This window comes from Variovorax paradoxus, from assembly GCF_030815975.1.
Taxonomy (GTDB): domain Bacteria; phylum Pseudomonadota; class Gammaproteobacteria; order Burkholderiales; family Burkholderiaceae_C; genus Variovorax; species Variovorax paradoxus_N.
On record NZ_JAUSXL010000002.1, the window covers coordinates 4,216,594 to 4,243,562 of the forward strand.

The 26,969-nt window shown below is 68.8% G+C and carries 14 protein-coding genes, 1 tRNA gene and 1 pseudogene; 4 read left to right on the forward strand and 12 right to left on the reverse strand.

The genetic code is table 11. The annotated features are described in order from the left end of the window. Positions 1 to 64: 64 nt before the first annotated feature. The 9 genes and pseudogenes from QFZ47_RS23535 to QFZ47_RS23575 all read right to left on the reverse strand — a co-directional run bounded on the left by QFZ47_RS23535 (position 65) and on the right by QFZ47_RS23575 (position 19,209). On the reverse strand, positions 65 to 727 hold the full coding sequence (locus QFZ47_RS23535) for a sugar transferase (protein WP_307657936.1): 663 nt from the start codon (positions 725 to 727) through the stop codon (positions 65 to 67). Further along, positions 724 to 1,383, reverse strand: a complete 660-nt coding sequence (locus QFZ47_RS23540) for a tyrosine-protein kinase family protein (protein ID WP_307657937.1) — start codon at positions 1,381 to 1,383, stop codon at positions 724 to 726. The genes QFZ47_RS23535 and QFZ47_RS23540 overlap by 4 nt, the downstream gene beginning before the upstream one ends. 271 nt (positions 1,384 to 1,654) lie before the next feature. Then, positions 1,655 to 3,019 (reverse strand): annotated as a pseudogene (locus tag QFZ47_RS23545) (GNVR domain-containing protein); the annotation flags it as partial. 43 nt (positions 3,020 to 3,062) lie between these two features. Next, positions 3,063 to 4,241, reverse strand: a complete 1,179-nt coding sequence (locus QFZ47_RS23550; RefSeq protein ID WP_307657938.1) for a polysaccharide biosynthesis/export family protein — start codon at positions 4,239 to 4,241, stop codon at positions 3,063 to 3,065. A 29-nt stretch (positions 4,242 to 4,270) separates the two neighbouring features. Next, positions 4,271 to 5,239: an alpha/beta hydrolase family protein gene (locus QFZ47_RS23555; protein WP_307657939.1), complete on the reverse strand. Its 969-nt coding sequence runs from the start codon at positions 5,237 to 5,239 to the stop codon at positions 4,271 to 4,273. Next, complete coding sequence (locus QFZ47_RS23560; RefSeq protein ID WP_307657940.1) at positions 5,232 to 6,050, reverse strand: serine aminopeptidase domain-containing protein; 819 nt, start codon at positions 6,048 to 6,050, stop codon at positions 5,232 to 5,234. The genes QFZ47_RS23555 and QFZ47_RS23560 overlap by 8 nt, the downstream gene beginning before the upstream one ends. After that, a complete protein-coding gene (locus QFZ47_RS23565; RefSeq protein ID WP_307657941.1) occupies positions 6,047 to 6,808 on the reverse strand; it encodes a 4'-phosphopantetheinyl transferase family protein in 762 nt (253 codons plus the stop codon). The genes QFZ47_RS23560 and QFZ47_RS23565 overlap by 4 nt, the downstream gene beginning before the upstream one ends. Before the next feature lie 6 nt (positions 6,809 to 6,814). Next, positions 6,815 to 11,821 carry a non-ribosomal peptide synthetase gene (locus QFZ47_RS23570; protein ID WP_307657942.1) on the reverse strand — a complete coding sequence of 1,669 codons (5,007 nt, stop codon included), beginning with the start codon at positions 11,819 to 11,821 and terminating at the stop codon, positions 6,815 to 6,817. Then, positions 11,818 to 19,209, reverse strand: a complete 7,392-nt coding sequence (locus QFZ47_RS23575) for an amino acid adenylation domain-containing protein (RefSeq protein WP_370880608.1) — start codon at positions 19,207 to 19,209, stop codon at positions 11,818 to 11,820. Before QFZ47_RS23575 ends, QFZ47_RS23570 begins: the two co-directional genes overlap by 4 nt. 934 nt (positions 19,210 to 20,143) lie before the next feature. Here QFZ47_RS23575 and QFZ47_RS23580 point away from each other — a divergent pair. Beyond that, positions 20,144 to 20,917, forward strand: a complete 774-nt coding sequence (locus tag QFZ47_RS23580; RefSeq protein ID WP_307657944.1) for a TIGR04325 family methyltransferase — start codon at positions 20,144 to 20,146, stop codon at positions 20,915 to 20,917. 231 nt (positions 20,918 to 21,148) lie between these two features. Beyond that, positions 21,149 to 21,406 carry a hypothetical protein gene (locus QFZ47_RS23585; protein WP_307657945.1) on the forward strand — a complete coding sequence of 86 codons (258 nt, stop codon included), beginning with the start codon at positions 21,149 to 21,151 and terminating at the stop codon, positions 21,404 to 21,406. Positions 21,407 to 21,441: 35 nt separating this feature from the next. On the opposite strand, the gene QFZ47_RS23590 is transcribed toward QFZ47_RS23585, so the two are convergent. From QFZ47_RS23590 to QFZ47_RS23600, 3 genes are all read right to left on the reverse strand, one after another. Then, positions 21,442 to 21,515 (reverse strand) — tRNA-Gly (locus tag QFZ47_RS23590). Positions 21,516 to 21,587: 72 nt separating this feature from the next. Beyond that, entirely contained in the window at positions 21,588 to 22,121 is a 534-nt protein-coding gene (locus QFZ47_RS23595) for a hypothetical protein (protein ID WP_307657946.1), read from the reverse strand. A 128-nt stretch (positions 22,122 to 22,249) separates the two neighbouring features. After that, entirely contained in the window at positions 22,250 to 23,071 is an 822-nt protein-coding gene (locus QFZ47_RS23600) for a ferritin-like domain-containing protein (protein ID WP_307657947.1), read from the reverse strand. Positions 23,072 to 23,308: 237 nt separating this feature from the next. Between QFZ47_RS23600 and alaS the strand changes: the two genes are divergently transcribed. Beyond that, on the forward strand, positions 23,309 to 25,933 hold the full coding sequence (gene alaS / locus QFZ47_RS23605) for an alanine--tRNA ligase (RefSeq protein ID WP_307657948.1): 2,625 nt from the start codon (positions 23,309 to 23,311) through the stop codon (positions 25,931 to 25,933). Then, the gene (locus QFZ47_RS23610) at positions 25,933 to 26,964 is read left to right on the forward strand and encodes a 2-dehydropantoate 2-reductase (RefSeq protein WP_307657949.1); all 1,032 of its coding nucleotides are present in this window, start codon (positions 25,933 to 25,935) and stop codon (positions 26,962 to 26,964) included. The genes alaS and QFZ47_RS23610 overlap by 1 nt, the downstream gene beginning before the upstream one ends. Positions 26,965 to 26,969 lie beyond the last annotated feature (5 nt).

The following is a 26,969-nucleotide window of genomic DNA, read 5'->3' on the forward strand; positions in this document are numbered from 1 at the left end:
TTCTTTCGGTTAAAGGTTGAGGTTGATGTGACGGGAGGGAAATGCAGATGCGGGCCGGCGGGCCCTAGCGGGAGCCGCGCGCGCCGGCCACCACGAGAAAGGTCTTCAGCAGGATCGCGATGTCCTGGCGGATCGAAAGGGTGGCGACATAGTCCGCATCCATCGCCGCGCGGCGCCGGTAGCTGACCTCGTTGCGCCCGCTCACCTGCCACAGCCCGGTGATGCCGGGCCGCACGGCGCAGTAGCTGCTCCAATAGACGCCGTACAGCTCCTTCTGGGCAAACATGCAGGGCCTCGGGCCGACCACGCTCATGTCGCCCTTGAGCACGTTCCAGAACTGGGGCAGTTCGTCCAGGCTGTACTTGCGCAGCACCGCGCCGAAGCGCGTGATGCGCGGATCGCGGTCGAGCTTCTGGTACATCTCCCACTGCCGGCGGGCTGCTTCGTTGCCGCGCAGGTAGCGCTCCAGCACAGCGTCGGCATCGGGCACCATCGTGCGGAACTTGTAGAAGCTGAAGACGCGCCCGTCCCGGCCGTAGCGCGGCTGCTTGTAGATGCCCGGCTTGCCGGAAGTCAGCAGCACGCCGATCCAGACCAGCGCGAACGCCCATCCGAGCAGAAGGAAGAAGCCGCCGGCCAGCAGCACGTCCACGACCCGCTTGGTGCCCATCAGCAGCCGTGAATTGCCGGGCGAATGGACGGCGGCATTCGATCGCAGCGTGTTCATGATGCGGCGCTCGCACGGGCAGGTTGGGGAAGCTCGGCCACTGCGCTCGGGTATTCGTGCACCCGCGGCTGGTAGCCGCCGTAGCGGTAGGCCAGCTTGCCGTAGTAGCGCCGGCGCGTGTCCAGCGCATTCAGGACCACGCCCTGGAACTGCGCGCCGGCATGCCGCAGCTGGTGCGCGCTTTCCGACAGATCGCCCAGCTCGTTGTCCCCGGCGCGGGCGACCATCAGCAGCGTGCCCATGCAGGTCGCCATCTCGGCGGTCTCCGAGGCCAGCAGCATCGGCGGCGTGTCCACGATCACCACGTCATAGCGTGCCGATGCCTTCTCGAGCACCCTGGCAAAGGCGTCGCTCGCCAGAAGCGCGCTGGGGTCGGTGGGCAGCGCGCCCGTGGTCATCACGTCCAGGTGCGCGAGCAAGCCCGTGTGGACGGCGTTCTGGAATTCGATGGAGCCCTGGATCAGCTCCGACAGGCCGCCGCGGCGCTTCAGCCCGAACATGGCGGCCAGGCTGCTGCGCCGCAGATCGGCATCGATCAGCAGCACGCGCCGGCCGGTCGAGGCGAGCACGGCCGCGAGGTTGGCCGACACGAAGGTCTTGCCCGCGCCCGGCGTGGCGCTCGAAATCATGATCCGGTTGTTCGATGCCTTGGGCATGGCGAACTTCAGCGCGGTGCGCAGCCGCCGCAATCCCTCCAGCGACGGGTCGTTCGGATGCTGCGCGGCCAGCAGGTGCACGCCGGGCTTGCCGTTGCGGACGGCGCGGTCGAGCAGGTGCTGGCGCACGCTGAGCGTCACGGTGCTGTAGACGTTCAGGGCCCGTGTGGGTCTCGATCTCGGCCGGGCTGGCGATGGTCTTGCGCCACGACCTGCGCAGGAACGCCGAGCCTGCGCCAAACGACAGGCCCGCGATCAGCGCGATCCCCATGACGATCGAGGCCTTGGGCCGGATCGGCTTTTCCGGAAGCAGCGCCTGGTCGAGCACGCGCACGTTGCCGATGCGTCCCTCCTTCGCGAGGCGCATCTGCAGCGAACTGTTGAGCAGCGACACGTACAGGTCGGTATTGACCTTGATGTCGCGCTGCATGCGCAGCGAGTTCTGCTGCAGCATCGGCATGCGGCGGATGCGCTGCTCCACGCCCCCCATGGCCTTCCTGAGCGACGCGATCTGTGCGTCGATGGTCATCACGCTCGGGTCCCTGGCCGTGAAGCGCTCGGACAGCTCGATGCGCTTTTGCGTCGCATCGAACAGCTTCGTCTGCAGCTCCAGGTTCTGCGACAGCGCGTTGCGCGCCTCGTCGTCCAGGCTGACGGTTCCGTTCTGGTTGCGGTACTGGTTGTAGATTTCCTCGGACTGCTCGAGCTGCTGCTTGAACTTGGGCAGCTCGCTGCCCAGGAAGTTGAGGGCGCGCTGTGCCTGGGCCGTCTTCTGGTCGATGTTCACGCGCACGTAAAGCTGCGCCACTTCGTTGAGCAGGTTGGCCAGCTGCATCCGGTTGCCATCGCGCCAGCTCACCTCCACAACCGACGACTGCTTGCCCTTCTCGATCACGCGCAGGTCGCGCTGCAGCTCGAGCAGCACCAGTTGCTTGGACTGGCGCACCAGCTCGAAGGCCGCGCCGGGCAGGCCCGACATCGAGCCCACCAGCAGATGGATCGGGCCGAGCGGGGTCTGCGCATCGAGCGGCGTGCCGACGGCGCCGGTGATCGGCTTGTCCAGCTTGGGGTGGGTCAGTGTGTACGCGCCGTTGGCGCCCGCGGTCAGCAGGAAGCGCTTGCCTTCCAGATCCGCCGGCACGTCCATCTGCGCGACCACGATCTGCTCGTTGCCGCTCACATAGCCCGACATGCCCGCGAAGCCCGGTTCGGAGAGCGTCTTGGCGCGCCGCGCCAGCCAGGCGCCGACGAGCGGCACGTACATCGGCTGCGCCTCGATGTAGAGCTTGGTGTTCTCGATCGCCTGGTCGAGCACCAGGCGCGACTTGAGGATCTCGGCCTCGCCCGCGGTGGGCGTCTTGGCGTTGAGCGCATTGCTCGCCGAGTCGCCCACCAGCGTGCCGCCCGAGCGGTCCGCGTCCTCGACCTGGATCAGCACGTTGGCCTCGTACACGCGCGGCCCGAACATGGCGTAGCCCGCGCCCAGGAGCAGCGCGACAGCGGTGATGCCCGCGATCTTCCATCGGCTGTCCAGCAGCAGGTCGACATGTTCCCTGAGCCTGGAAGGAGGGGTGTCGGAAGCCGCGGCATCGGGGGCCGAGGGAGCGGGAAGTGCAGGTTGCCAGTGCGCATTCATGAGGATCACCTTTGTGTGTTGCCTGGACGGGGGTGGCGAAGCGTCAGCGGCGGCTGGTGGTGCCGCCGAGGTTCACGATCTGCGCGGCGGGAAGGATCAGGCTGATCACCCGGTTCCAGCGCGCCAGCGGCACCGGGTCGATGTAGACCACGTCGCGCGGCTGCAGCTCGAAGCGGTCGGCAAGCGCCAGCGCCACCGGGTTCTTCGCGTCGAGGTGGTAGACCTCGGGCACGTCGCCGCTCGAATTGCGCACCACGTAGATCTGGTCGGTCGCCGCGGTCAGCAGTGCCGGGCCGCCCGCGTCGCCCAGCGCCTCGTTCAGGCTCAGCCGGCCGTCGCGCATCGTCAGGGCGGTGGGGCGCAGGATCTCGCCCATCACGTAGATGCGGCTGTCGTCCCGGGTGCCCACGTTCACGATGTCGCCGTTCTGCAGCGGGATGCGGGTCGGGTCCAGGCCCAGGCGCCGAAGCAGCGGCAGGTCGATCACCATGGTGCGTTCCGCGCGCGTCAGGGTCACGCGCGAACGGTCCCCGGCCGGGGTGATGCTGCCGGCGCGGTTGATGGCCTCGGCGAGCGTCATCGGCACGTCGGTGAAGATCTGCAGGCCTGGCGTGCGGACCTCGCCTTCCACATAGACGCGCCGGCTGCGGAACGACTGGATCCGGACGCTCACGAGCGGATCCTTGACGAAGGGCGCGATCTTGCGCGAGATCATTTCGGCGGCGGACCTCTCCGTCATGCCATCGATCCTGGTGCGGCCGATATAGGGAAAGCTGATCTCGCCTTCGCCATCGACGATGAAGCCTGGCGCGACGCTCACCCCGGTCGGGTCCGACTGCTGCGAGATGACCGCGCCCGCATTGGGCATCAGTTCAGGATGGCGATAGACCACGATGCCGATCACGTCGCCCGGCGCGATCGTGTAGGCCGGCGCCTTGCCGAACAGCTGCCGCACCTCCGGCGGCAGCGCCGCGGGGTTGCGCGCCGCCATCGTGCGGATCAGCTCGGGCGTGATGGAGACGATCTTCGGCTCGTCCTTCGCATCGCCGCTCGTGCGCAAGGCGCCCCAGTTCCCGCTGTCGGGCGGGCCGAAGCCCGGGACCCCGCAGCCGCCCAGGCACAGCGGCAGCAGCAGCAGGACGGCCGATCGGATGCGGGTTCGGGCACGGGCGGGGACGGCGCGGGCGATGCGCGAGGAACTGGCTGGATCGAGGTGTGCCATGGGGTGTCCTTTCTTCCTGGGGAATCGGTTCACTGCGGGACGTAGGCGTCGTGCTTGGGGCGCTCCACGACGGGTGCGAGCGGGTTCGGGCTGGTGCTGGTGCTGGTGCTGGTGCTGGTGCTGGTGCCGGGGCTGCGGCGCTCCGGGCTGGTGCCGACCGCGCAGGCGGCCACCCAGCCGCCGACGGAGCGCAGGAACAGCTGCTGTCCTCGCACCGTGCACAGCGTGTGGTCGGCGTCGCGCATGAATTCGTACTGCACGGCCTGCGCGAACGGCTCGCTGCGGAACGGGCCGAGCTGGTCGCGGTCGTGGTCGCAGACATGCAGCGAGCCTGAATAGAGCAGCTGCACCGCCACCTTGCGCTCGACCAGCCGCCTCATGGTGGCGCCGAACCACACGGCGTTGACCTCGGGCGGCTTGCGTTCCGCGAAGAAGCCGGGCAGCGGCTTGGTCGAATGGCTGGGCAGCAGGTGGCGCTGCAGCCAGCGCTTGGCCTTGCCCGCGAACGACGGATGCGCGGGTGCCGCCAGTGCGCGCCGCAGCGTGCGTTCCCAGCGCGAGCGCCGATCCGGAAAGGCGTAGCCGTCGAACAGCGAGAGCGCCACCACGCGCGTGTCCGTCGCGGCCGTGGTCATGGCGTGCTCCACGCCCGAGCACATGCCCACGATCGCGAACTTGCGGATGCCCAGCATGCCTTCGAGAAGGTCCATGCCGGCGCGCAGGTCGCGCACCGCGCGGGTCTGCAGGTCGGACGACGAGTCGGAGGCGTCGCTGTCCCCCAGGCCGCCGAGGTCGAAGCGCAGGCTGCTCACGCCGCGCGCGGCCAGCACGTGCGCCAGCTTCACGTTGATGCGGCGCGGCCCGACCCGGTGGTTGGCGCCCATGTTGAGCATCAGGCAGGCGACATCGGCCGGCGCCCGGTACATGGGAATGGTGATCATGCCCATCAGTGCGTTTCCCGGTCCGAACTGGACGGGGTATTGCGTCATGTCATTCATGGAGGGCACCCTGCAAGCGGTTGAGCGCATCGGCCGGAACCATGGCGCTGTTGGGATAGGGATCGGAGGTCCAGTCGAGCCGGTGCTGGAAATAGGCGAGCCGCACCGGCATGTGGCGCGACTGCTGCTCGGCCGCCCATTGCGCGGTGTGTTCGTCGTCGGGCCCTGTCAGCACCAGCGTGTCGTGCAGGGCCGTGAGCGGCAGGGATTCGGGAACCAGCGCACCGAGCTGCGTGCGCAGCGTGGGCGACAGCAAGGTGCCCAGCGCTTCTTCGGGCAGCGCGCCGGGATCGTTCGCGAGGCTCCGGCGCCAGACCAGGTCCGGAATGCAGAAGGTCGTATCGATGGCCACGACATGGTGCTCCCGCAGCAGGCGCGCATAGCGTCGGCCGTCGATCACCGGCTCCCACAGCACGAGCCGCGACGGGTCGCAGCGCCCGTTGCGCGCCGCCAGCACGGCCAGGGTTGCGCCAAGCCGTGCGCCGACCCAGACGATGCGGCCTCCCGGAACCCTGCGGCGCAACTCTTCGTGGGCCGAGCACAGGTCGCGGCGCCAGCCGTCGAGTTCTCCTTCGCTTTCATCGCCGGGCGAGTCGCCCGCGCCGTGAAAGTCGAAACGCAGGGTGGCAATGCCCGAGCGCGCGAGGCGCTCGGCCAGGACCTTGAAGAAGCGATGGGTCCGCAGGCCCTCCTGGCCGAAGGGCGGGCACACGAGCACCGTGGTGGTTCCGGGCCGCCCATCGCCGGCGGCATGGAACACGCCGAAGAGCTGGCGCGAGGCCGGTCCGAACATGAAGGGGTGTGCGTTCATTGCGGCACCCTTGGCGCTGCGCGCCTTTCCGCCGGGCGGGAGCGGCCGCAGGGTTGTGCCGCGAAGCCCGGCACGCTGGCGCGCACATGCGTCTGCCGCCATTCCGCGATCGCTCCCACGCTGTCCACGCGCAATGGCGCGGGCTGCAGCACGAGCCACAGGATGCGGCCGGCCACCGGCACTTCCACACTCCGGCAGTCGGGCTCCAGCCCCACCTCGAAGCGCTCCGTCGGCACGATCAGGCCGAGGCCGATGGCCTTGAGGCAGGCCTCCTTGCGCGTCCAGCAAGTCAGGAAGGCGTGGTCGCGCTCGATGGCGGGCAAGGCCGCGAGCGCTTCGTTCTCGCTGTCCGTGAAATGCTGCGCGGCAAGCGCGAGCGCATCGGGCACCGGGCGCAACACCTCGACGTCGACTCCCAGCGGACCGCGTTCGCCGATGGCGAGCAGTCCCAGCCCCAGGCTGTGGCTCAGCGAGAACCGCACCCGCGGCCAGCCCGAGAGCGAAGGCTTGCCGAATGCGCTGCGGGTGAAGCGCAGCGCCTCGGGGCGCTCGCCGGTGCGCGCAGCCAGCGCATGGCGCAGCGCGACATGCGCCGCCACGAAGTGCTGCCGGTCGGCCGCGAACCGGAACTGTGCGGCGCGTTCACGCTCTTCTTCGCAGAGGAGCCGTTCCGCCTCGGGGCCGGGGCTGTCGTCCAGTTCGAGATAGCGGCAGACCGGCGCCTCGACGGAGCTCAGGGAGAAAGCTGCGGAGCCCATGATGGATCACTCCTTGCGCAGCCAGCTGCCGAAGGCGCGGCTCAGCAGGCCCTCGCCATGCGCCGCGCTCTTCAGGTTGCCGAGCGGCAGCTTGCCGAGATCCGCGAGCTCGGCGTCCTCCGCGGCCTGGTGCGCGGACGAGGCGATCTGCCCGAGGTTCTCGAACAGGTAGCGGCGCGAATTCACGTGGTAGCCCAGCGTCTTCTCGGCCTGCTGGATCGCACGCAGCACGAGCAGCGAATCTCCGCCGAGGTCGAAGAAGTTGTCGCTCGAGCGGATGTCGTTGACATCGATCCCGATCACGGAGGCCCAGATCTGCGCGAGCCGCGCATGCTCGGGGTTCAGGATGGTGTCCTGCGCCCTGGCCGCGCCGGCCGGCGCATCCACCGGCGCCGCAGCCCTGAGCGAATCGACGGCGGCGAGCTTGTGCAGGTAGGCGGCGCTGGCGGAGCCTTCTTCGCTCGCAAGCTCGGCCAGCGAGGCCTCGGGATGATCGGCCACCCGCTGCAGCAGTTCGAGATAGCGGTCGCGCAGCTGCGCCCCGGTCTCGCGCAGGTAGATGTCCGCGTTGTAGATCAGCGCGCCTTCCAGCCCGTGCGGCTTGTCCATCAGCCACACGCCGATGTCGTCGGTGGCGCCACGCTGCATCAGGTGCAGTTGCCGCGTCTGCAGGCTGCCGAGCCGGCGCGCGCGGTCGCGTGCGTCCTGGAACGAGAACATCGCCTGGTAAGGCCCGACCGCCCTGATGCGCGAGCCCAGCGAGGGCTCCGCCATCAGGCGCTCGAACGGCACCTGCTGGTAGTTCATCAGCGCGAGCAGCTCGCGCTTCACATAGCGCATGAAGTCCGCGAGCGGCTGTTGCAGGCCGACCTGCAGCGACACCGGCAGCACGTTGGTGAAGAAGCCCATCACGTCCTCGGTCTCGGGCTGCTGCCGGCCGCGCACCGGGTTCGCGATGACGATCGCCTCGGAACCTACGATGCGGCTCATGGCGAGCGCGTAGACGCCGAAGGTCAGCATGCTGAGCGTCACGTCCATGTCGCGCGCGACCTTGCGCAGCTGCTGCGTGGTGGCCAGATCGACGCGGATCCAGTGGGCGCCGCCCTGGCCGCTCTTGCCCGCGCGGCGCGGCATGTCGGTGTTGGGCAGGCGCGGCATCGGCGCGCTCGAGAAGCGCTTGAGCCAGAAGTCGAGCTGGTCCTGGAACGACGGCTCCCTCATCCAGCCGGCCAGCCATTCCGCATAGTCGCCCTGCGTGGTGGCGATCGGCGCCAGGCCGTGGGGCCGCCCGCGCTCGGCCGCGTCGTAGATGGCGGAGAGCTCGCGCTGCAGCAGGTCGAAGGACCAGCCGTCCCAGATCAGGTGGTGCGGCACGAACACGAACACATGCTCATGCACGTCGAGCTGGAACACCGCGGCATGCAGCATCGGCGCACGGTGGATGTCGATCGGCCGGTCGGCGAGCTCCTGCATGCGCTCGGCCAGCTCGGCTTCGCGCTGGTCGGCCGGCAGGTCGCGCAGGTCGATGAAGGGCAGCGAGAATTCCACCGACTCCGAAATCAGCTGGGCCGGCTGGCCCGTGTGCGGATCGGTGCCCATGCGGGTGCGCATCGCGGGCTGGCGGCGGATGATTTCCTTGAACGCGGCCTCGAAGCGCTCCGCATCGAAGACGCCGGTCAGGCGCTGGGCCGCGGGCGCGTTGTAGACCGAGCGGTCCGGGTGCAGGTCTTCCATGAAGCGGATGCGCTCCTGCGATGGCGTCAGCGGTGCCGTCTTGCGATCGATGCGGCAGGGCAGCGGTGCCTGCGCACCGGCGCCCGCGTTCTGCAGGCCCTCGACCACGGCGGCCAGCTTTTCGGCCGTGGGCGCCTCGAACAGCGAGCGCAGCGGCAGCGTGATCTGGAATTCGCGGCTCAAGAGCGTGGTCAGGCGCGAGGCCAGCAGCGAATGGCCGCCCATCGTGAAGAAGTCGTCGCGCATGTCCAGGCCCGGCAGGCTCAGCACCTTTTCCATGGTGGCGAGCACCTTGCGTTCGCATTCGGTGCGCGGGCCGGCGCCGCGCCGCGCCTCGTCGCGCGACACCGCCTGCGGCGCGGGCAGCGAGACGCGGTCGACCTTGCCGTTGGGCAGCGTGGGCAGCGCGTTCAGTGCCACCACGTGCTGCGGCAGCATGAAGGCCGGCAGGTGCTCGCGCAGGTGCGCCATCAGCACGTCGAGCTCGAAGTCGACGCCCGGGGTCAGCGCAAGGTAGGCCACCAGCCGGACATCGCCGGGGCTGTCTTCGCGCGCCACCACCACGCAGCGCGACACGCCGGCCACTTCGCAGCAGCGCGCCTCGATCTCGCCGGGCTCGATGCGGTAGCCCCGTACCTTGAGCTGGAAGTCGAGCCGGCCCAGGTGCTCGATGAGCCCGTCGTTGCGCCAGCGGCCGCGGTCGCCGGTGCGGTACACCGTCTTCGGGCTGCCGAAGATGCGGGCGGCGACGAAGCGCTCGGCCGTGAGTTCGGGACGGTCGATGTAGCCCAGCGCCAGGCCATCGCCCGCGATGCAGATCTCGCCCGGCACGCCGATCGGGCAGGGCTGCAGGTCGGCATCGAGGATCCAGATCTCGGTGTTGTCGACCGGGTGCCCGATCGACACGCCGCGCGAGGCGACGATGTCCGGCCGCACCAGCCAGGCCGTGGAGTACACGGTGGTCTCGGTCGGCCCGTAGCCGTTCCAGAACTCGTCCATGCGCTCGCACAGCGCGAACGCCATGCTGGGGCGCAGCGGCTCGCCGCCGGTCCAGCCGCGGAAGCCGGGCGCGCCGGGCCACTGGGCGTCGAGCAGCAGCTGCCACATGCCGGGCGTGGCCTGCAGGAAGGTGATGCGCTCTTCCTTGAGCAGCCGGCACAGGCGGTTGCCGTCCATGGCCACCTCGCGCTGCACCATCACGATCTCGGAGCCCCCCGACAGCGGCAGCAGCAGGTCCGGCACCGCCATGTCGAAGGACAGGGTGGTCACCGCGGCGATCCGGTCGTTCGCGCTCAGGCCCGATTTGCGCTGCATCCACTGCAGCAGGACCACCACCGAGTGGTGCCGCGCGCACACGCCCTTTGGCACGCCGGTGGAGCCGGAGGTGTAGATCACGTAGGCGCCGTCGTCGGGGCCGGCATCGTCGCCGCTCGGCGGCAGCGGCTCGCCGCTTTCCTGCTGCCAGGCGCTGTGCCGGTCGATCTCGAACACCCGCTCGGCCGCGTCGGCGCGCCAGTTGCGAGGCGCCGCCGCGATGTCCGACGAGGTCAGCAGCAGGCAGAGCCCGGCGTCCTTGGCGTAGTGCTCGAGCCGTGCCTGCGGAAACCCGGGATCGAGCGGCACATAGGCCGCGCCCGCCTTGAGCACGGCCACCAGCGCGGTGACCATCTCGATGCTGCGCTCCAGGCACAGCCCCACGCGCTCGCCGCGGCGAACGCCGCGCGCGCGCAGCGCCCGCGCCAGGCGGTTGGACTCGGCGTCGAGCTCGGCATAGCTGCAGACCCGCGCACCGTCGCGCACCGCGGGACGCTCGGGCTGCAGCGGCACGCGTGCCAGGAAGCGCGCCAGCGCATGCGGCGCGCTCTCCAGCGGCGTGTGCGGCGGCTGCAGCGCGATCAATTCCTTCGCGGCCTCGGCCGACAGCACCTCGAGCCGGCCGACCGTCTCGCCCGGGTTGCGCACGGCCGAGCGAAGCACGCACTCGAAGATGTCGAGCCAGCGCTGCACGGTGGCCTCGTCGAACAGGTCGGTGTTGTACTGCGCCTCGATCTGCAGTCCGCCCTCGAGCGGGCGAAGGTTCAGGAAGAGTTCGAAGTTCTCGTACTGGCGCGCAATCGTGTCCTGCGCCACCTCGATGCCCGGGAAGGTCTGCGCGCTGCTCGCAACGTCGGGGTCGACGTTGAACGCCACGCTCACCAGCGGCAGCCGGCTTGGGTCGCGCTGCAGCGACAGCTTGCCCAGCAGCGCGCCATAGGTGAGCGCCTGGTGCTCGAAGGCGTCGAGCACCGTGGTGCTGCATTCGCTCAGCAGGGCATCGAAGCGAAGCTGCCCGTGGACGGCCACGCGCAGCGGCAGCAGGTTCACGCAGTGGCCCACCAGGCCGGGCATGTCGCGCGCGACCTGGCCCGACGCCGGAATGCCCACCACGATGTCGTCCTGCCCCGTGAGCCGGTGCAGCGTGCTGACGAAGCCGCTGAACAGGCCCGCGAACAGGCTGGCGCCGGTCTTCGCGCTCACGGAGCGCAAGGCGCTCACCAGGCGGCGGTCGAGCAGGCGCTCGGTGCGCTGCGAATGGAAAGTGCGCGCGGCGGGGCGCGGATGGTCCACCGGCAGTTCGAGCACCGGCAGGGTGCCGCCGGCGAAGCGCTCCAGCCAGTAGTCCACGTGCGGCTGCATGTCGGGGTGTGCGGCTTCGGCGGCTTCCTGCGCGGCAAAGTCGGCATAGGTGGGCGCGGCCTTCAGCGGCTGTCCGTTACCGGCCTCCTCGGCATAGAGATGGCCGAGCTGCTCGGTGATGACCATCCAGGACCATCCGTCGCACACCACGTGGTGGGCCGACATGACGAGTTCATGCTCGGCCTCGCCCAGCCTGTAGAGCACCGCCCGGAACAGCGGACCGTGCTCCAGCGCGAAGGGCGTGCACACTGCGTCGTCGTGCGCGGCCTTCAGCGCCTGCGTGCGGGCTTCGGGCAAGAGGCCGCTGAGGTCCTGCTGCTCGAGCAGGCCCTCGCCGGGCCGGCCGACCAGCATGCAGCTGCCGTCCGGCGAGATGGTGGCGCGCAGCGCCTGGTGGCGCTCGACCAGCCGGGCCACGGCACGTGCCATGGCCTCCGTGTCCAGCGGTCCGCGCAAGTGCAGCAGCACCGATTCGTTGTAGGCCAGCGAGGCCTCGGTGCTCATGGTCGCGCCGAGCCAGATCTCGCGCTGCGATTCGGTCGTCGGTATGACGCATTCGATGAGGCCGCCGGCGGCGGCGGCGGGGCGAAGAACGGCGTTCATGCTGCGGCCTTTCCGTTGATGAGATGGGTGTTGGGGCTCGCGGTGTCGGGCACGTACCAGAAGGGCTGGCCGTCGACGTCGCGGGCGAGGACGGAGCCGTCTTCCTCGCAGCGCTTGCGGTAGTCGAAACCCGTGACCACCGTCGCGCGGCGCGGCAGGAAGCCCGATTCCTGCATCTCGGCCACCGACTCCTTGAAGACGCGCTGGATGGTGGCGATGTCCTCGGCGCTGTGCGCGCTGGTCAGGAAGCAGGGGAAGTTGTCCAGGATGTGCACGCCGCGGCTGCGCATCATGGCGAACAGCAGGTCCTGCAGCGGATGGTCTTCGAGCCAGCTCACGCGCCAGAGCGAGGCGAACTGGCGGATCGCGATGGGCGCGCCCACCTCGAGGCACCAGGCGCTGAGCTCGTCGGCCATGGCGGCGGTGCTTCCCGTGAGGCCGGTCTGCAGCGACGGGCCGGCTTCCTTCAGGTGCGTGAGCGAGGCCTTGGCCGCGGCCAGCGCGAGCGGGTGCCGCACGAAGGTGCCGGCGAAGTAGGTCACGCCGACGCCCGGGATCGAGTCGTCGCCGTATTGCCAGGCGCCGCCGTCGAGCGCGTCCATGAAGGCCCGCTTGCCGGCGATCACGCCCACCGGAAAGCCGCCGCCGATCACCTTGCCGTAGGTGGCAAGGTCGGCGCGCACGCCGAACAGTTCCTGCGCGCCGCCGAGGCCGACGCGAAAGCCCGTGATGACCTCGTCGAAGATGAAGCAGGTGCCGCTCTTCTCCGTGATGGCGCGCACTTCCTGCAGGAACTCGCGCGGCTGGAAGTCGGGCCGGCGGCTCTGCACCGGCTCGGCCAGCACGGCGGCCAGGTCGTCGGCGTTCTCGCGGATGAAGGCCAGCGCCTCCGCCGTGCCGTAGTCCAGCACGCGGATGTCGCCGAACATGCCGCTCATCACGCCCGGCGCGGCCGACAGGCCCTTGCCGCCCTTGCCGGCGCGCACCAGCACCTCGTCGAAGGTGCCGTGGTAGGAGCCGGTGAACACGACCACGGTGCTGCGCCCGGTCACCGTGCGGGCGATGCGCAGCGCGGCCATCACCGCTTCGGAGCCGGTGTTGCACAGCGCGGCGCGGTCGCAGCCCGTGAGTTCGCAGATGAGGCCGGTAACCTCGGCGGCCAGCGGATGCTGCGGGCCGATCTCGTAGCCCGCGTCGAGCTGCCGGCGCACCGCTTCCTGCACGAAGTCGGGCTGCCAGCCGAACATGTTCATGCCAAAGCCGTTGAGCGCGTCGACGTATTCGTTGCCGTCCAGGTCCCAGAGCTTGGAGCCCTTCGAGCGCTCGACGACGATCTGGTAGGTGATCTCCTTGGTCAGCGGGCGGAAGCCGTTGACCACGCGCGGGTCGGCCATGTGCGGGCGGTTGGCTTCGGTGAACTGCTTGCTCTTTTGCGTGCGCTCCACGTAGCGCCGCACGAAGGCCGCGAGCCGGGCCTTCTGCCGGCCGCTCGGCTCGGCGGTGCGCTGGGTGTGAATGCGCGCGATGGCGCCGAAGGCCTTGGCGACGTCGTAGCGCTGCGGCTCCCTGGCCGGGGCGGGTTCGTCGGTGGAGGGTTGCGCCGCGATGGCGGCGGTGGCAGCGGCAGCGGCCGGCGCGGCGGGCACGACCATCGGCATCTCCATGCCCGCGCCCGAGAGCAGCGCGAGCTGGCGCCGCATCAATTCCATCTGCTGCGCAACCAGCTGCACGATCGGCCCGCTGCCGATGTCGCCGCCCACGGCCGGTGCGGTCACGCCGGGCAGGAACGCGGCCGGCGGCTGCGCGGCGGCCGCCTGCACCGGCGCGGCCATCGGCAGTGGCAGCGGCACCGCAGCGGTGGATGCCGGCGCGGCCGCAACCACGGGCTCGGGCGGCAGGCTTTCGCGCAGGAATGCGGACAGGCTGTCGAAGCTGCGGTAGTTCTCCATGAGCTGGCGAAAGCTCAGGTTCACCTTGAAGCGTTTCTTGATCTGCGTGGCAACCTGGGTCAGCGTGAGCGAATCCAGGCCCAGCTCGCCGAAGGCGGCGTGGCCTTCGGCCTGCATCATGTCGATGCCGGAGATGTCCTCGAACAAGGATCGCAAGCGCGCATCCATGGACTCGGTGGGCGCAGTGGAAGCAGGTGAAGGAAGTGGCGGGGGCGCTGCAGCTGTCACGATCGGCTCCAAGGAGGGGGGTGGAACGAAGAGCGCGGGCGTGGGTGGATCAACGGGCAGCAGGGCCGGCGGCGAAACCGGCGACGCAACCGGCGACGCCATGGCCGGGCTCGCCGCGGCCGCTGCGATGTCGACCCAGAAACGCTTGCGTTCGAAGGGGTAGGTGGGCAGGCGCACGCGCTGTGCGCCGATGCGAACGGCGAGCCGGGACAGCTCGACGTCGGCGCCGCATGTCCAGAGGCGGGCCAGCGCGAGGCGCAGCGTGCGGGCCTCGTCGGCCGGCTCGCCGTGCAGCAGCGGCATCACTTCGGCCGCGCCGTGCTGGCGCACCAGCGTGGCCAGCGTGTTGCGGGGGCCCACTTCCACGAAGAGCGGGCGCGCCGCCTGCGCCATGGCGCTGCGCACGGCGGGCGAGAACTGGACGGTGCTGCGCAGGTGGCGGGCCCAGTAGGCGGCGCTGGTGGCCTCGGCGTCCTCGAGCAGGCGGCCCGTGAGCGTGGAGAAGATCGGCACCGTCGGCGGGTGCAGCGCCACTTCGCCGACCAGCGCTTCGAAAGGCGCGACGGCGGCATCCATCATGGCGGAATGGAAGGCGTGCGAGGTCTGCAGCTGGCGGCTTGCGATGTCTTCCTCCTGCAGCGAGGCGCGCAGGGTTTCGATCGCGTCGAAAGGCCCGGCCACCACGCAGGCCGTGGGGCCGTTGTCCGCCGCGAGCGAGAGCAGCGGGCCGAGCCGCGCCGAGAGTTCGGCCGCGCCCAGGCGCACCGACAGCATCGCGCCCGCGGGCTGCGCCTGCATGAGCGCGCCGCGGCGTGCCACCAGGCGGGCGGCGTCTTCCAGCCGCATCACGCCGGCGAGCACCGCGGCCACGAACTCGCCCACGCTGTGGCCGATGAGCGCGTGCGGGCGCACGCCCAGCGAGAGCAGCCGGCGGGCCAGCGCGTATTCGATGGCGAAGATGGCGGGCTGCGTGACGGCGGTGGGCACCAGCGCCTGCGGGTCGTCGCCGAACATCCGCTCGCGCAGGTCGAAATCCAGCGCGCTGCCGAAGGCCTTCAGGCAGGTGTCGAAAGCTGCCGCGAACACCGGGTCGCCGGCATGCAGCATCTTTCCCATGCCGGCGTACTGCGCGCCCTGGCCCGGGAACATCAACACCGGCTGCGGCGCGCGCGCATCGACGCGGCCGCTGGCGCGCCACGGGCTGTCGCCCGCGCGCAGCGCGGCCACGGCTTGCGCGGCATCGCCGGCCACCACCGCGCGGCGGAAGGCATGGGCCTTGCGGCCGACGCCCAGCGTGTAGGCGACATCGGCCAGCGGCAGGCCGGGCGTTGCGTCCAGGTGCGCGGCCAGCTGCTCCGTGGCCACGGCCAGCGCGGCTTCCGAACGGGCCGAGAGCGGCAGCACCTGCGGCCCTGCGGCGCTGGCCGAGGCGGGCCGTGCGGGTGCTTCCTCGATGATGACGTGCGCGTTGGTTCCTCCCACACCGAACGAGCTGACGCCGGCGCGCCGCGGCTCGCCGGCGCGCGGCCACGGCTGCAGGCTGCCGGTCACGTAGAAAGGTGTGCGCGCGAAGTCGATCGCCGGGTTCGGCGCGCTGAAGTGCGCGGTCGGTGGAATTGCTTCGTGGTGCAGCGAGAGCGCCGCCTTGATCAGGCCTGCGGCTCCCGCGGCCGTCACCATGTGGCCCACGTTGCTCTTGAGCGAACCGAGCGTGCAGTAGCCCAGCGCGCCGGTGTGCTCGCCATAGGCGCAGGCCAGCGCCTCGACCTCGACCGGGTCGCCCATCGGCGTGGCGGTGCCGTGCGCCTCGACGTACGAGATGCTGCGCGCGTCCACGTTGGCCGCCGCCAGCGCTGCGCGGATCACGGCGGCCTGCCCGTCCACGCTGGGCGCGGTGAAGCTGGCCTTGGTGCCGCCGTCGTTGTTGACGCAGGCGCTGCGCAGCACCGCATAGATGGTGTCGCCGTCGGCCTGCGCGTCGGCCAGGCGCTTGAGCAGCACCACCGCGGCGCCGTCGCTGAAGACCGTGCCCTGGGCCTGCGCGTCGAAGCTGCGCGTGCGCCCGTCGGGCGAGAGCATCGAGCCTTCCTGGTACAGGTAGCCGCTGCGCGGCGGGCAGGTGACGGAGGCGCCGCCGGCCAGCGCCATGTAGCACTGGCCGGTGCGCAGCGCATGGAAGGCATGGGCCACGGCCACCAGCGAAGTCGAGCAGGCGGTATGGATGCTCACCGCCGGCCCCGTGAGGTTGAGCCGGTTGGCCACGCGCGTGGTGATGTAGTCCTTCTCGTTGGCCAGCATCACCTGGAACTCGCCCACCGCTTCGACCAAGTCGGGCCGGGTGGCGACGTGGCGCTGGAAGTAGCTGGCGTTGTACATGCCGGCATACACGCCCACCGGGCCGGGCGCGGCGTCGGGCACATAGCCCGCGCGCTCCAGGCATTCCCAGCAGATCTCGAGGAACACGCGCTGCTGCGGGTCCATCAGCGCGGCGTCCTTCGGGCCGATGCCGAAGAAGGCGGCGTCGAAGTTCTCGATGCCTTCGATCACGCCGCGGGCGCGCACGTAGGCCGGGTCATTGCGCAAGGCTTCGCTCACGCCGGCATCGAGCGTGTCGTCATCGAAGAAGCTGATGGTGTCGCGGCCGGCCACCAGGTTGTCCCAGAACTGCTCGACATCGGCGGCGCCCGGAAAGCGGCCCGCGGTGGCGATCAGTGCAATGGCCTCCGACAGGTCGGAATCGGGCGCAGCGTGCGGCTGCGGTGCGCGCGGTGCGGCGGCGGGCGCCGGTGCCGCATCGGCGGCGGGTTCCAACTGCGCCGCCATGGCGCTCGGCGTCGGATGGCGGAAAAAGAGATTGGTCGACAGCGGCTGCGTACTGTCGCGTTGCAATTCCGCCAGCACCTGCAGCACGCGCATCGAGTCGCCGCCCAGGTCGAAGAAGTTGTCGTTGCGTCCGGCCTTCTCGATGTGCAGCGCGCGGGCGAAGGCTTCGCACACGCGCTGCTCGGCGGCGTTGCGCGCTTCCTCGAAGGGCTGCACGAGATCGGGGCGCTCGGCCGCCGGTTCGGGCAGCGCCCGGCGGTCGAGCTTGCCGTTGGGCGTGACCGGAAGCTGCGCGAGCCAGACCTGTGCGGAGGGCAGCAGCGCCGCGGGCAGGCGCGCGGCGAGGTGCGCGCGCAGCGCATCCCACGAGAGCCTGTGCGAGCGCGCGACCAGGTAGGCCACCAGGCGCAGCTGGCCATCGGCGTCGGGCCGCGCATCGACGGCGCAGGCCTGGATGGCGGGGTGCGCGAGGATGGCCGCCTCGACCTCGCCGGTCTCGATGCGGTGGCCATGGATCTTGACCTGGCCGTCGCGGCGGCCGATGAATTCGATGGTGCCGTCGGGCAGCCAGCGCGCGAGGTCGCCCGTGCGGTAGAGGCGCTCGCCCGGTGCGCCGAACGGATCGGGCACGAAGCGTTCTTCGGTCAATTGGGGTTGACGCAGGTAGCCGCGTGCCAGCCCGTGCCCGCCGATGCACAGCTCGCCCACCAGGCCGGTCGGCAGCAGGTCCAGCGAGGGGCTCAGCACGCGCAGCACGGTGTCCTTGATCGGCCGGCCGAGCGGCACCGAGCGCAGGTCGGCAGGCAGCGCGGCGGGAATGCGGCAGGTGGCCGCGAAGGTGGTGCATTCGGTCGGCCCGTAGCCGTTGCTGAGCGCAAGCGCCGGGAGCGCGGCCAGTGCGCGCCGCACGTGCGGCACCGAGAGCGCCTCGCCGCCGGTGACGAGATGCCGCAGGCCCGAGAGGTGCGCCGGGTCGTCGTCGATCACCGCGTTGAACAGCGCGGCCGTGAGCCAGGCGGTGTGCACCTGGTGGCGCGCGATGGTGCGGGCCAGGCCAGCGCCCGTGGGCACGCGCTCGCCATGCACCACGCAGCAGCCGCCGTTGAGCAGCGGACCCCAGATCTCGAAGGTGGCGGCGTCGAAGCCCAGCGGCGCGGCGTGCAGCACGCTGCGGCCCGGGGCCAGGTCCGCATAGTCGACGCCGACCACCAGGCGCAGGATCGCGCGGTGGCAGATCTCGATGCCCTTGGGCGTGCCCGTGGAGCCCGAGGTGTACATCACGTACGCCACCGATTCGCCATCGATGGCGGGAGCGCTCCAGGGCGCGAGTTCGGTCTCGTCGTCTTCATCGAGCAGCAGCAGCGCCCGGGACGCGGGAACGAGATGGCCCTGCGCCGACATGGTGACCACCTGCCGCGCATTCGCCTCGTCGAGCATGTAGGCGATCCGTTCTGGCGGGAAGTCCGTCGGCACCGGCACATAGGCCGCGCCCGCCTTGAGGATGCCGAGCTGCGCCACCACGGCCTCGATCGACCGCTCGAGCACCAGCCCCACGTTGTGGCCCGCCCGCACGCCCTGGTGCTGCAGGCGGTGCGCGAGCCGATCGGAGCGGCGTTCGAGTTCGCCGTAGCTCATCTGCGCGTCGCCTTGCGCGAGCGCAATGGCGTCGGGCGCGGCCGCGGCATGGCGGGCGAACATGCCGGCCACGGTGAGGGTCCGGTCAAGGGGAGCGGGCGCCGTGTTCCAGTCGGCGAGCTGGTGCTCGCGGTCGGCGGAAGGCAGGGTGCGGATGTCGCCGAGAGGGCTGTCGGCCCGGTCGAGCACATCGGCGGCGGTGTCGGCGATGGCCGCGAGCAGCTGCTGCGCCGATGCCGCGTCCAGAAGGCTTGCTGCCGCACTGGCATGGAGGCGCGGCGAGTCCGATGCGGTGCTCAGCCAGAGAAGGAGGGGGGCCTGGACCTCGCCGGCGCCGATGTCGCCGCGCAGCCAGAGAACGCTCGGCTCCGGCGAGCCTGCGGCGGAGGCCTGGCGCCGCTCCTGGTCGAGCGAGGCCAGCCAGTCGCGGGCCGATTGGGCCGGATCGAAGGCCGCGGCGACGGCCGTTCGATCGGTGGCCGGCGCGTTCGTCGACGCTTCGTGCAACACCGGCTGCCGCTCGCCGAGCCAGCGCGCCTGGAGCAGCAGCCACGCCGCCGCGAAGAGGGTGTCTGGCAACTGGCCGGTCGTGCCGAGCCATTGCTTCCAGCGCTGTGCGTTCTGCTCCCCGAGTGCCACCGAGCTTTGGATCCGTTCGTCCGGCGCTTCCGAATTGGGGCGCGAAACAATCAGATCATCCAGTGAAAATCGGGGGGGCGCGAATTGCGCCGGATCGGCTAATTGAATTTTCATGGAGAAAATGAAATAAATAATGCATGCAATAAATTTGGGTACGGAAACCAGCAATTAGCCAATCAAGAGATTAGTACGTTAGTTTCTATTTCGGGGCAATCCTAGAGGCTTTGCTGAGAGCGGTGTTGACCAAAGTTTGTTGGGTTACATTCCAGAATCATTCGTTACATGTTCGTACTACCTCATATCGCTCGAACAGGGTAGCTAGCGGCTATTTCCACCGGCTTTCCTCGATTCGCCCGATCTGCGGTGAAGGGCGTTTGCTCGGAAAGCATTGGCCCAGGGAAGTCACTGTAGAAATTGCGCCGCAGTCGCGCATGAGCAATGCGCCCCCTCTAGAGGGAGACAAGCGCCCCCGCCCGCACCGCTTGCGACCATGACAAAGCGCCTGCCGAAAACATGGCAAACCGCTGCTGCGCAAGCCGAATAGGTCTGCAAAATGGGGAGGCGAGGTAGAGGCGAAACAGGGGAGTGCCGGCTGCCCGGTAGCGCCTGCGCCGGTTACCGCAGCTTGTTGACCGGAAGCTGATTTGGCGGGGCTGCGAAGCGCAACGGATGTAATCGCTACCCGCCCAAGGCAAGGTAGCTATTAATTGCCTTGGCTTTGGGTGAATATGAAGATATCCACGGGGAAGCCCCGGGATTGTGTAACCCCGGGGTGGTTGCCTGCCTCATTGGCCGAACGGAGTCAGGCCCAGTTTTTTGTAAACTTAATAAATCAATAGGATTTGCGGCATTCTGATTGCAATTCGGAACCTGTAGCTCCGCAGCAAGTCCGAAAAGTGCCTTTTTTTAACGGCGCGATGCGAAGAAGTTCTTTCGCGCGGCACCCGAATCGCTAGGATTCGGGCTTCGCATTTCTCCGCGCAGCGCCGAACGGTTGCCCAGGCGCTGCGGGGTGGTGGTCTTTCAGCCAAAGAGAGGAAACCAGCTCATGCTTCCCAACCTGCTGCCCTTGCGTCACCGCGTCGAAGCCTATCGGCGCAAATTCCTGGTCAACGAGACCGAGAACCTCTTCATGGGCTCCTTCGAGAGCTTTGCCGCCGCGGAGGCCGGCGCACCGGAGTCGAAGGCCGTGGGCTACAGCAACGCCAAGGGGGCCGGCGAGCTCTACAGCCACCAGATCTACTTCTACGACTATCCCGGCCTTTTCTGGCTCGCGAGATCGTTCGACGAGGGCATGCGGCGCGTGTTCGACCTGGGCGGCCACGTGGGAATCAAGTACTACGCGTTCCGCCGTGTCCTGCCTTACCCCGACGGCCTGCGCTGGACGGTCTGCGACGTGCCCGGGGTGGTGCAAACGGGGAAGGAACTGGCCGTGCAGCGCGAGGCCACCGCGCAGCTGGACTTCACCACCGACTACGCCGACGCCAGCGGCTGCGACCTGCTGTATGCCTCGGGCAGTCTGCAGTACCTGCCGCAGCGCATCGCGCAGACCCTGGCAACGCTCGCCGAGAAGCCGAAGCGCATCGTGCTGAACACGACGGCCGTCCACCCCGAACGCACGATCTACACCATCAACAGCATCGGCATCGCGTTCTGTCCCTACCGCATCCAGCATGTCGAGGAATTGTGGGCCGAGCTCAGGGACGCCGGCTACAAGCGCCGCGATGCCTGGCGCAACGAAGGCAAGCCCATCGAGGTGCCGTTCGTCGATGGCGGCGACAAGCCGTACTACGCGGGCTGCTGCTTCGATCTGGCAGGATAGTAGGTACCTAGGTACCATCTGGCACTCGGCACCGTGGTTACGCCAGCCTCGGCAGCCCGAGTCCCCCCCCGGCCCTCCCTCTGGAGGGCTTCCTCGCTTTAGTGCTTAAGTTGGCGCCTTTGCTACACCGCGGCTGGCTTGCGTCCGACAAGCCGACGCGCCAGGGAAATACTTTTTTCGAATCTCACGCAAAGGAACATTTGCAACAACAACAGCAATCGAGGGATCCGCATGCCTCTGACTTTCCTGATGAGCCTTCAACACGCCGCGCTGCCCAAGAAAGTGGTGACTCCCGAAGATGTTCGACATGTGTCGATCCTCAAGGCGACCGGCCTGATCGAAGCAGAAATAGCGCCGGCGCTGGATGACTCCGGCAAATACAAGAATGCGCGCAATGCCATCGTGATGCGCATCACCAAGGATGGCATCGCCGAGATCAACAGGATGCGGACGGAGGAGAGCCGGTCGAAGCTCGCACGGCGCTTGTGAGTGGCGCGGAAGCCGCGCGGATCCGGCCGGGCTTGTGGAGCGGGTGATGGGAATCGAACCCACGCTATTTGCTTGGGAAGCAAAAGTTCTACCATTGAACTACACCCGCAGCAGCCGCGGATTCTACCGTCAGTCCGCAGAGGTTTGGCACCGGTCGACGGTTGCGGTTATGCCGCGAAAGTTACCTTCGAAAAACCGACGGGTCGTTCTGTCCCCTCACTGCCGCGAGGCACTTGCTCGCAGCTTCCATCGTTTCCCGCATCAGCTGTTGATCCAGCGCGTCGGGCGGAGGGCCCTGGTCGCGGAAATAGGCGATCTGCTTCCTGTGCAGGTCGCACGCCGCTTCGCGGGAACGTTGCTCCAGCTCCTTCCACAACCTCAGATACATGACGGTGGTGGGTACATGCTCCATCGCGGACGAGCCGGCGGGGGGGCTGCTGCCGGTCGCATCCGCGCGCGCTCCCGCCCATGCCGGCCCCGGCGGCGCATCCGCAGCATCGGCTTGTGCGCCGACGCCGGTCGCAAACCAGCGATAGGTGTTCTTTCTCCTGCAGACGGGCCCCGTGGTCCGCACGAACAGGTAACCCGCTGTCGCGTTTCCCGTTTCATCGACCGGTATGCCGGCGGCCCGAAGCGCTTCGACCCTCTCGCCGACGCTCAAGTAGAAAGACAACTGCAACGTGACCGTCGCGTTGTGAATGACCTGTTGGACCATTTCTCCGCTCACATTGGTTGGCAAAGGGCGGAGCATCCCCTTGCCGAACCCGCAAGTGAAGGCGCTCAGGAGGTCAAAAGTGTGAACTCTTTCACAGATTGCAAAAAAAGTTTGCAGTCGGGCCCCTGTCAGCGCAGGAACACGTGTTCCATGAACTGCCTGATGGGGTACTGCACCACGGCCTGCACGCCGGCCGGCAGTTCCAGCGGCCGCATCAGCATCTTGAGCGTGGCGCCCGGGCTCAGGTGGGTGCGCACGGTGCTGTTCATGCGCGTGCTCAACTGCTGGACATAGGCGGTGTCGGCGGCGCGCTCGGGGGCGCGGGCGCGCACCACGTGGCGGATGGCGCAGTCGGCGTCCTCGCTCTTGAGTTCCAGAGTGCGCCGGCCGATGGTGCCCAGCACGCGGAAACGGCCCAGCCCTTCCTGCTGCCGGTAACGCCGAAAAAAACGGTAGAAGTGCTTGTAGTGGCTGACCTCGTCGGCCGCAATGCGGCTCGCCAGGTCGCGCAGCACCGGCTCGGCCGTGCTGCGCGCCAGGGCTCGGTAGTAGCTGGCGGTGCCGGTCTCGATCACGCAGCGCGCGGCCATCTCCAACCCCCGCGTCGGGGCGAGGAGTTCTACCTTGCAATAGGTGGCGTATTCCTCCAGAAAGCCGCGGTAGGCGCCTTCCCAGTCGAACTCGGGCCAGACGTGGGACACATAGGCGCGCAGGGCCCTGCCATGCTGCAGTTCCTCGGCTTCCCATTGGCGGGTGAGCCAGCCGGTGACTTCGTCGTCGCCGCGGAAGAAGTCGACCAGGTTCTGGGTGTACAGGTCCGAGCCGCTTTCGACGAACGAGGCGCAGGCAACGAGGTAGAAAAGGTTGTCGTCCTGGCGGACCTCCGCGCGCGCGATGCGGGAGAAATCCAGATCCTCGATCTTCCAGTGCGCCGCCTCATGGCCTGCCATGCATGCTCCTTGATTCAGGTTGAAATGAATGGGACGAAGCCGGGCGCATTTGGTTCTGCGCGCTAATTCCCATATTAGCTTTGGCGTCCGCGCGGCACCGGGCGGGGGCGCGGCCCGGTGGCCAAACCTATAATCGATTGTTCAAGCAAATCAAGCAGTCAGGTCGGTTCGACGCCGTGGGTTCGACGAGAGGGTCGCCATTGCCAGGCCGCCCTCGACAGAAGACGAAATCCAAAGATGAGCCAGCCCACAATCACGGTCGCGGACATCCGCAAGACCTTTCTCGATTTCTTCGCTTCCAAGGGCCACACGGTGGTGGCCTCGAGCTCGCTGGTGCCGGGCAACGACCCGACGCTCATGTTCACCAACTCGGGCATGGTGCAGTTCAAGGACGTGTTCCTCGGCGAAGACAAGCGCCCCTACGTGCGCGCCGCCTCGGTCCAGGCCTGCCTGCGCGCCGGCGGCAAGCACAACGACCTCGAGAACGTGGGCTACACCGCGCGCCACCACACCTTCTTCGAGATGCTGGGCAACTGGAGCTTCGGCGATTATTTCAAGCGCGAATCGCTCACCTGGGCCTTCGAGCTGCTCACCAAGGTCTACAAGCTGCCGGCCGAAAAGCTCTGGGCCACGGTCTACATCGAGGACGACGAGGCCTACGACATCTGGACCAAGGAAATCGGCCTGCCGCCCGAGCGCGTGGTGCGCATCGGCGACAACAAGGGCGGGCGCTACATGTCCGACAACTTCTGGATGATGGCGGACACCGGCCCCTGCGGCCCGTGCTCCGAGATCTTCTACGACCACGGCCCCGAGATCCCCGGCGGCCCGCCCGGCTCGCCCGACGAAGACGGCGACCGCTACATCGAGATCTGGAACAACGTGTTCATGCAGTTCGACATGCAGCCCGACGGCTCGGTCAGGAAGCTGCCCGCACCCTGCGTGGACACCGGCATGGGCCTGGAGCGCCTGGCCGCGATCCTGCAGCACGTGCACAGCAACTACGAGATCGACATCTTCGATGCGCTCATCAAGGCCGCTGCGCGCGAAACCGGCGAGAAAGACCTGGGCAACAACTCGCTGCGCGTGATTGCCGACCACATCCGCGCCACCTCGTTCCTGGTGGCCGACGGCGTCATTCCGTCGAACGAAGGCCGCGGCTACGTGCAGCGCCGCATCGTGCGCCGCGCCATCCGCCACGGCTACAAGCTGGGCCAGAAGAAGCCGTTCTTCCACAAGCTGGTGCCCGACCTCGTCAAGCTGATGGGCGATGCCTATCCGAAGCTCAAGGTCGACGAAAAGCGCATCACCGAAATCCTGAAGGCCGAGGAAGAGCGCTTCTTCGAGACGCTGGCCAACGGCATGGAAATTCTCGACGCGGCCCTGGCCGGCGATGCGAAGACGCTGCCGGGCGAAGTCGCTTTCAAGCTGCACGACACCTACGGCTTTCCGCTCGACCTGTCGGCCGACGTGTGCCGCGAGCGCGGCGTGAGCGTCGACGAAGCCGGCTTCAACGCCGCGATGGAAAAGCAGAAGGCCGCGGGCCGCGCTGCCGGCAAGTTCAAGATGGACCGCAACGTCGAATATGGCGGCGCGGGCAACGTCTTCACCGGCTACGAACACCTGGAAGAAAACGCCAGGGTCGTGGCGCTGTACTTCGAAGGCGCGGCCGTGCAGCAATTGAAGGAAGGCCAGCCCGGCATCGTGGTGCTAGACACCACGCCGTTCTATGCCGAGAGCGGCGGCCAGGTGGGCGACCAGGGCGTGCTGGTGGCCGAAGGCGTGCAGTTCGGCGTGGAAGACACGCAGAAGATCAAGGCCGACGTGTTCGGCCACCACGGCACGCAGACCCAGGGCACGCTGAAGGTGGGCGACACGGTCAAGGCCGCGGTCGACACCGCGCGCCGCGCCGCCACCATGCGCAACCACTCGGTCACGCACCTGATGCACAAGGTCCTGCGCGAAGTGCTGGGCACGCACGTGCAGCAGAAGGGCTCGCTGGTCGATGCCGACAAGACGCGCTTCGACTTCGCGCACAACGCGGCCGTCACGCATGACCAGATCCTGGAGATCGAGAAGCGCGTGAACGCCGAGATCCTGGCCAACACCGAAACGCATGCGCGCGTGATGGACATGGAGTCGGCCCAGAAGACCGGCGCCATGATGCTGTTCGGCGAGAAATACGGCGAGAGCGTGCGCGTGCTCGACATCGGCAGCAGCCGCGAACTCTGCGGCGGCACCCACGTGGGCCGCACCGGCGACATCGGCCTGTTCAAGATCGTGAGCGAAGGCGGCGTGGCCGCCGGCGTGCGCCGCATCGAGGCCGTCACGGGCGCCAATGCGCTCGGCTATTTGCAAGACCTCGAAGCCACGGTGCAGAGCGTGGCCGCCACGCTCAAGTCGCCCGCGGCCGAGCTGCAGGGCCGCCTCGTGCAGGTGCTGGAGCAGGTGAGGGCGCTGGAGCGCGAGGTGGGTTCGCTCAAGGGCAAGCTCGCATCGTCCAAGGGCGACGAGCTGCTGGCGCAGGCGGTCGACGTCAACGGCATCAAGGTGCTGGCCGCCAAGCTCGACGGCGCCGACGCCAAGACGCTGCGCGACACCATGGACAAGCTCAAGGACAAGCTCAAGACGGCCGTGGTCGTGCTGGCCGCGGTCGACGGCGCCAAGGTGCAGGTGGCCGCGGGCGTCACGAGCGACACGGTCGGCAAGGTCAAGGCCGGCGAGCTGGTCAACTTCGTCGCGCAGCAGGTGGGCGGCAAGGGCGGCGGCAAGGCCGACATGGCCATGGCCGGCGGCACCGATGCCGCGGGCCTGCCCGCAGCGCTCCAATCGGTGCAGGCCTGGGTGGCGGAACGCACCTGATGGCCCAAGCCGAGGTGCCCGACCGGCCTCCCGGCGAAGTGCTGGTGATGGGGGCGGGCACCATCGGCTGCTTTGTGGGCGGCAGCCTGGCGGCGGCCGGTGTGCCGGTCACCTTCGTCGGCCGTCCGCGCGTGCTGCAGGGTTTGGCGGAACACGGCCTGGCGCTCACCGACCTGGAAGGCGGCGCGCATCGCCTGCCGGCCGCGAGCCTTCGCCTGAGCGAGCAGGTGCCCGTGGGCGCGATGCCGGCGCTGGTGCTCCTGTGCGTGAAGAGCGGCGCCACGGCCGCGGCGGCCGCCGAGCTGGCCTTTGCGCTGCCCGCGGGCACGCTGGTCGTCTCGCTGCAGAACGGCATCTCGAACTGCGCCGCGGCTGCGCGCGTGGGGCCCACGCTCCAGGTGCTGCCGGGCATGGTGCCGTATAACGTGGCCGAGATCGGGCCCGGTGCCTTCCACCGCGGAACGGCCGGCCGCCTGGCGGCGCAGGACGATGCGGCGCTGCGGCCCTGGCTGCCGGTGTTCGAGCGCGCGGGCGTGCCGCTCGACCTTTACCCTGACCTGCTGCCCGTGCAGTGGGGCAAGCTGCTGCTCAACCTCAACAACCCGGTCAATGCGCTGTCGGGCCTGCCGCTGCGCGACGAACTGCTGCAGCGCGGCTACCGGCGCTGCTTCGCGGCGCTGATCGACGAAGCGCTCGGCGTGCTGGGCAGCGCCGGCATTGCGCCGGCGCAGGTGGCGGCGGTGCCGGCGCAGCGGCTGTCTGCGGTGCTGCGGCTGCCCGACTGGCTGTTTCGCATCGTCGCGGCGCGCATGCTGCGCATCGACGCCAAGGCCCGCTCGAGCATGGCCGACGACCTGACGCTCGGGCGCCGCACCGAAATCGATGCGCTCAGCGGCGAGGTCGTGCGGCTTGCGCAGGACCAGGACCTGGAGGCGCCGCGCAACGCAAGGATGTTCGCGCTGCTCGAAGAATGGCCGGCGCAGCCCCGGCGCTGGACGGCACGGCAATTGCAAGACGCACTGGGCCTGTAGCGCGG

Excerpts from the sequence above, each read along its gene's own strand:
- QFZ47_RS23535 (WP_307657936.1), bottom strand. The coding sequence starts at position 727 with ATGAACACGCTGCGATCGAATGCCGCCGTCCATTCGCCCGGCAATTCA.
- QFZ47_RS23540 (WP_307657937.1), bottom strand. The coding sequence starts at position 1,383 with ATGCCCAAGGCATCGAACAACCGGATCATGATTTCGAGCGCCACGCCG.
- QFZ47_RS23550 (WP_307657938.1), bottom strand. The coding sequence starts at position 4,241 with ATGGCACACCTCGATCCAGCCAGTTCCTCGCGCATCGCCCGCGCCGTC.
- QFZ47_RS23555 (WP_307657939.1), bottom strand. The coding sequence starts at position 5,239 with ATGAATGACATGACGCAATACCCCGTCCAGTTCGGACCGGGAAACGCA.
- QFZ47_RS23560 (WP_307657940.1), bottom strand. The coding sequence starts at position 6,050 with ATGAACGCACACCCCTTCATGTTCGGACCGGCCTCGCGCCAGCTCTTC.
- QFZ47_RS23565 (WP_307657941.1), bottom strand. The coding sequence starts at position 6,808 with ATGGGCTCCGCAGCTTTCTCCCTGAGCTCCGTCGAGGCGCCGGTCTGC.
- QFZ47_RS23570 (WP_307657942.1), bottom strand. The coding sequence starts at position 11,821 with ATGAACGCCGTTCTTCGCCCCGCCGCCGCCGCCGGCGGCCTCATCGAA.
- QFZ47_RS23575 (WP_370880608.1), bottom strand. The coding sequence starts at position 19,209 with ATGAAAATTCAATTAGCCGATCCGGCGCAATTCGCGCCCCCCCGATTT.
- QFZ47_RS23580 (WP_307657944.1), top strand. The coding sequence starts at position 20,144 with ATGCTTCCCAACCTGCTGCCCTTGCGTCACCGCGTCGAAGCCTATCGG.
- QFZ47_RS23585 (WP_307657945.1), top strand. The coding sequence starts at position 21,149 with ATGCCTCTGACTTTCCTGATGAGCCTTCAACACGCCGCGCTGCCCAAG.
- QFZ47_RS23595 (WP_307657946.1), bottom strand. The coding sequence starts at position 22,121 with ATGGTCCAACAGGTCATTCACAACGCGACGGTCACGTTGCAGTTGTCT.
- QFZ47_RS23600 (WP_307657947.1), bottom strand. The coding sequence starts at position 23,071 with ATGGCAGGCCATGAGGCGGCGCACTGGAAGATCGAGGATCTGGATTTC.
- alaS (WP_307657948.1), top strand. The coding sequence starts at position 23,309 with ATGAGCCAGCCCACAATCACGGTCGCGGACATCCGCAAGACCTTTCTC.
- QFZ47_RS23610 (WP_307657949.1), top strand. The coding sequence starts at position 25,933 with ATGGCCCAAGCCGAGGTGCCCGACCGGCCTCCCGGCGAAGTGCTGGTG.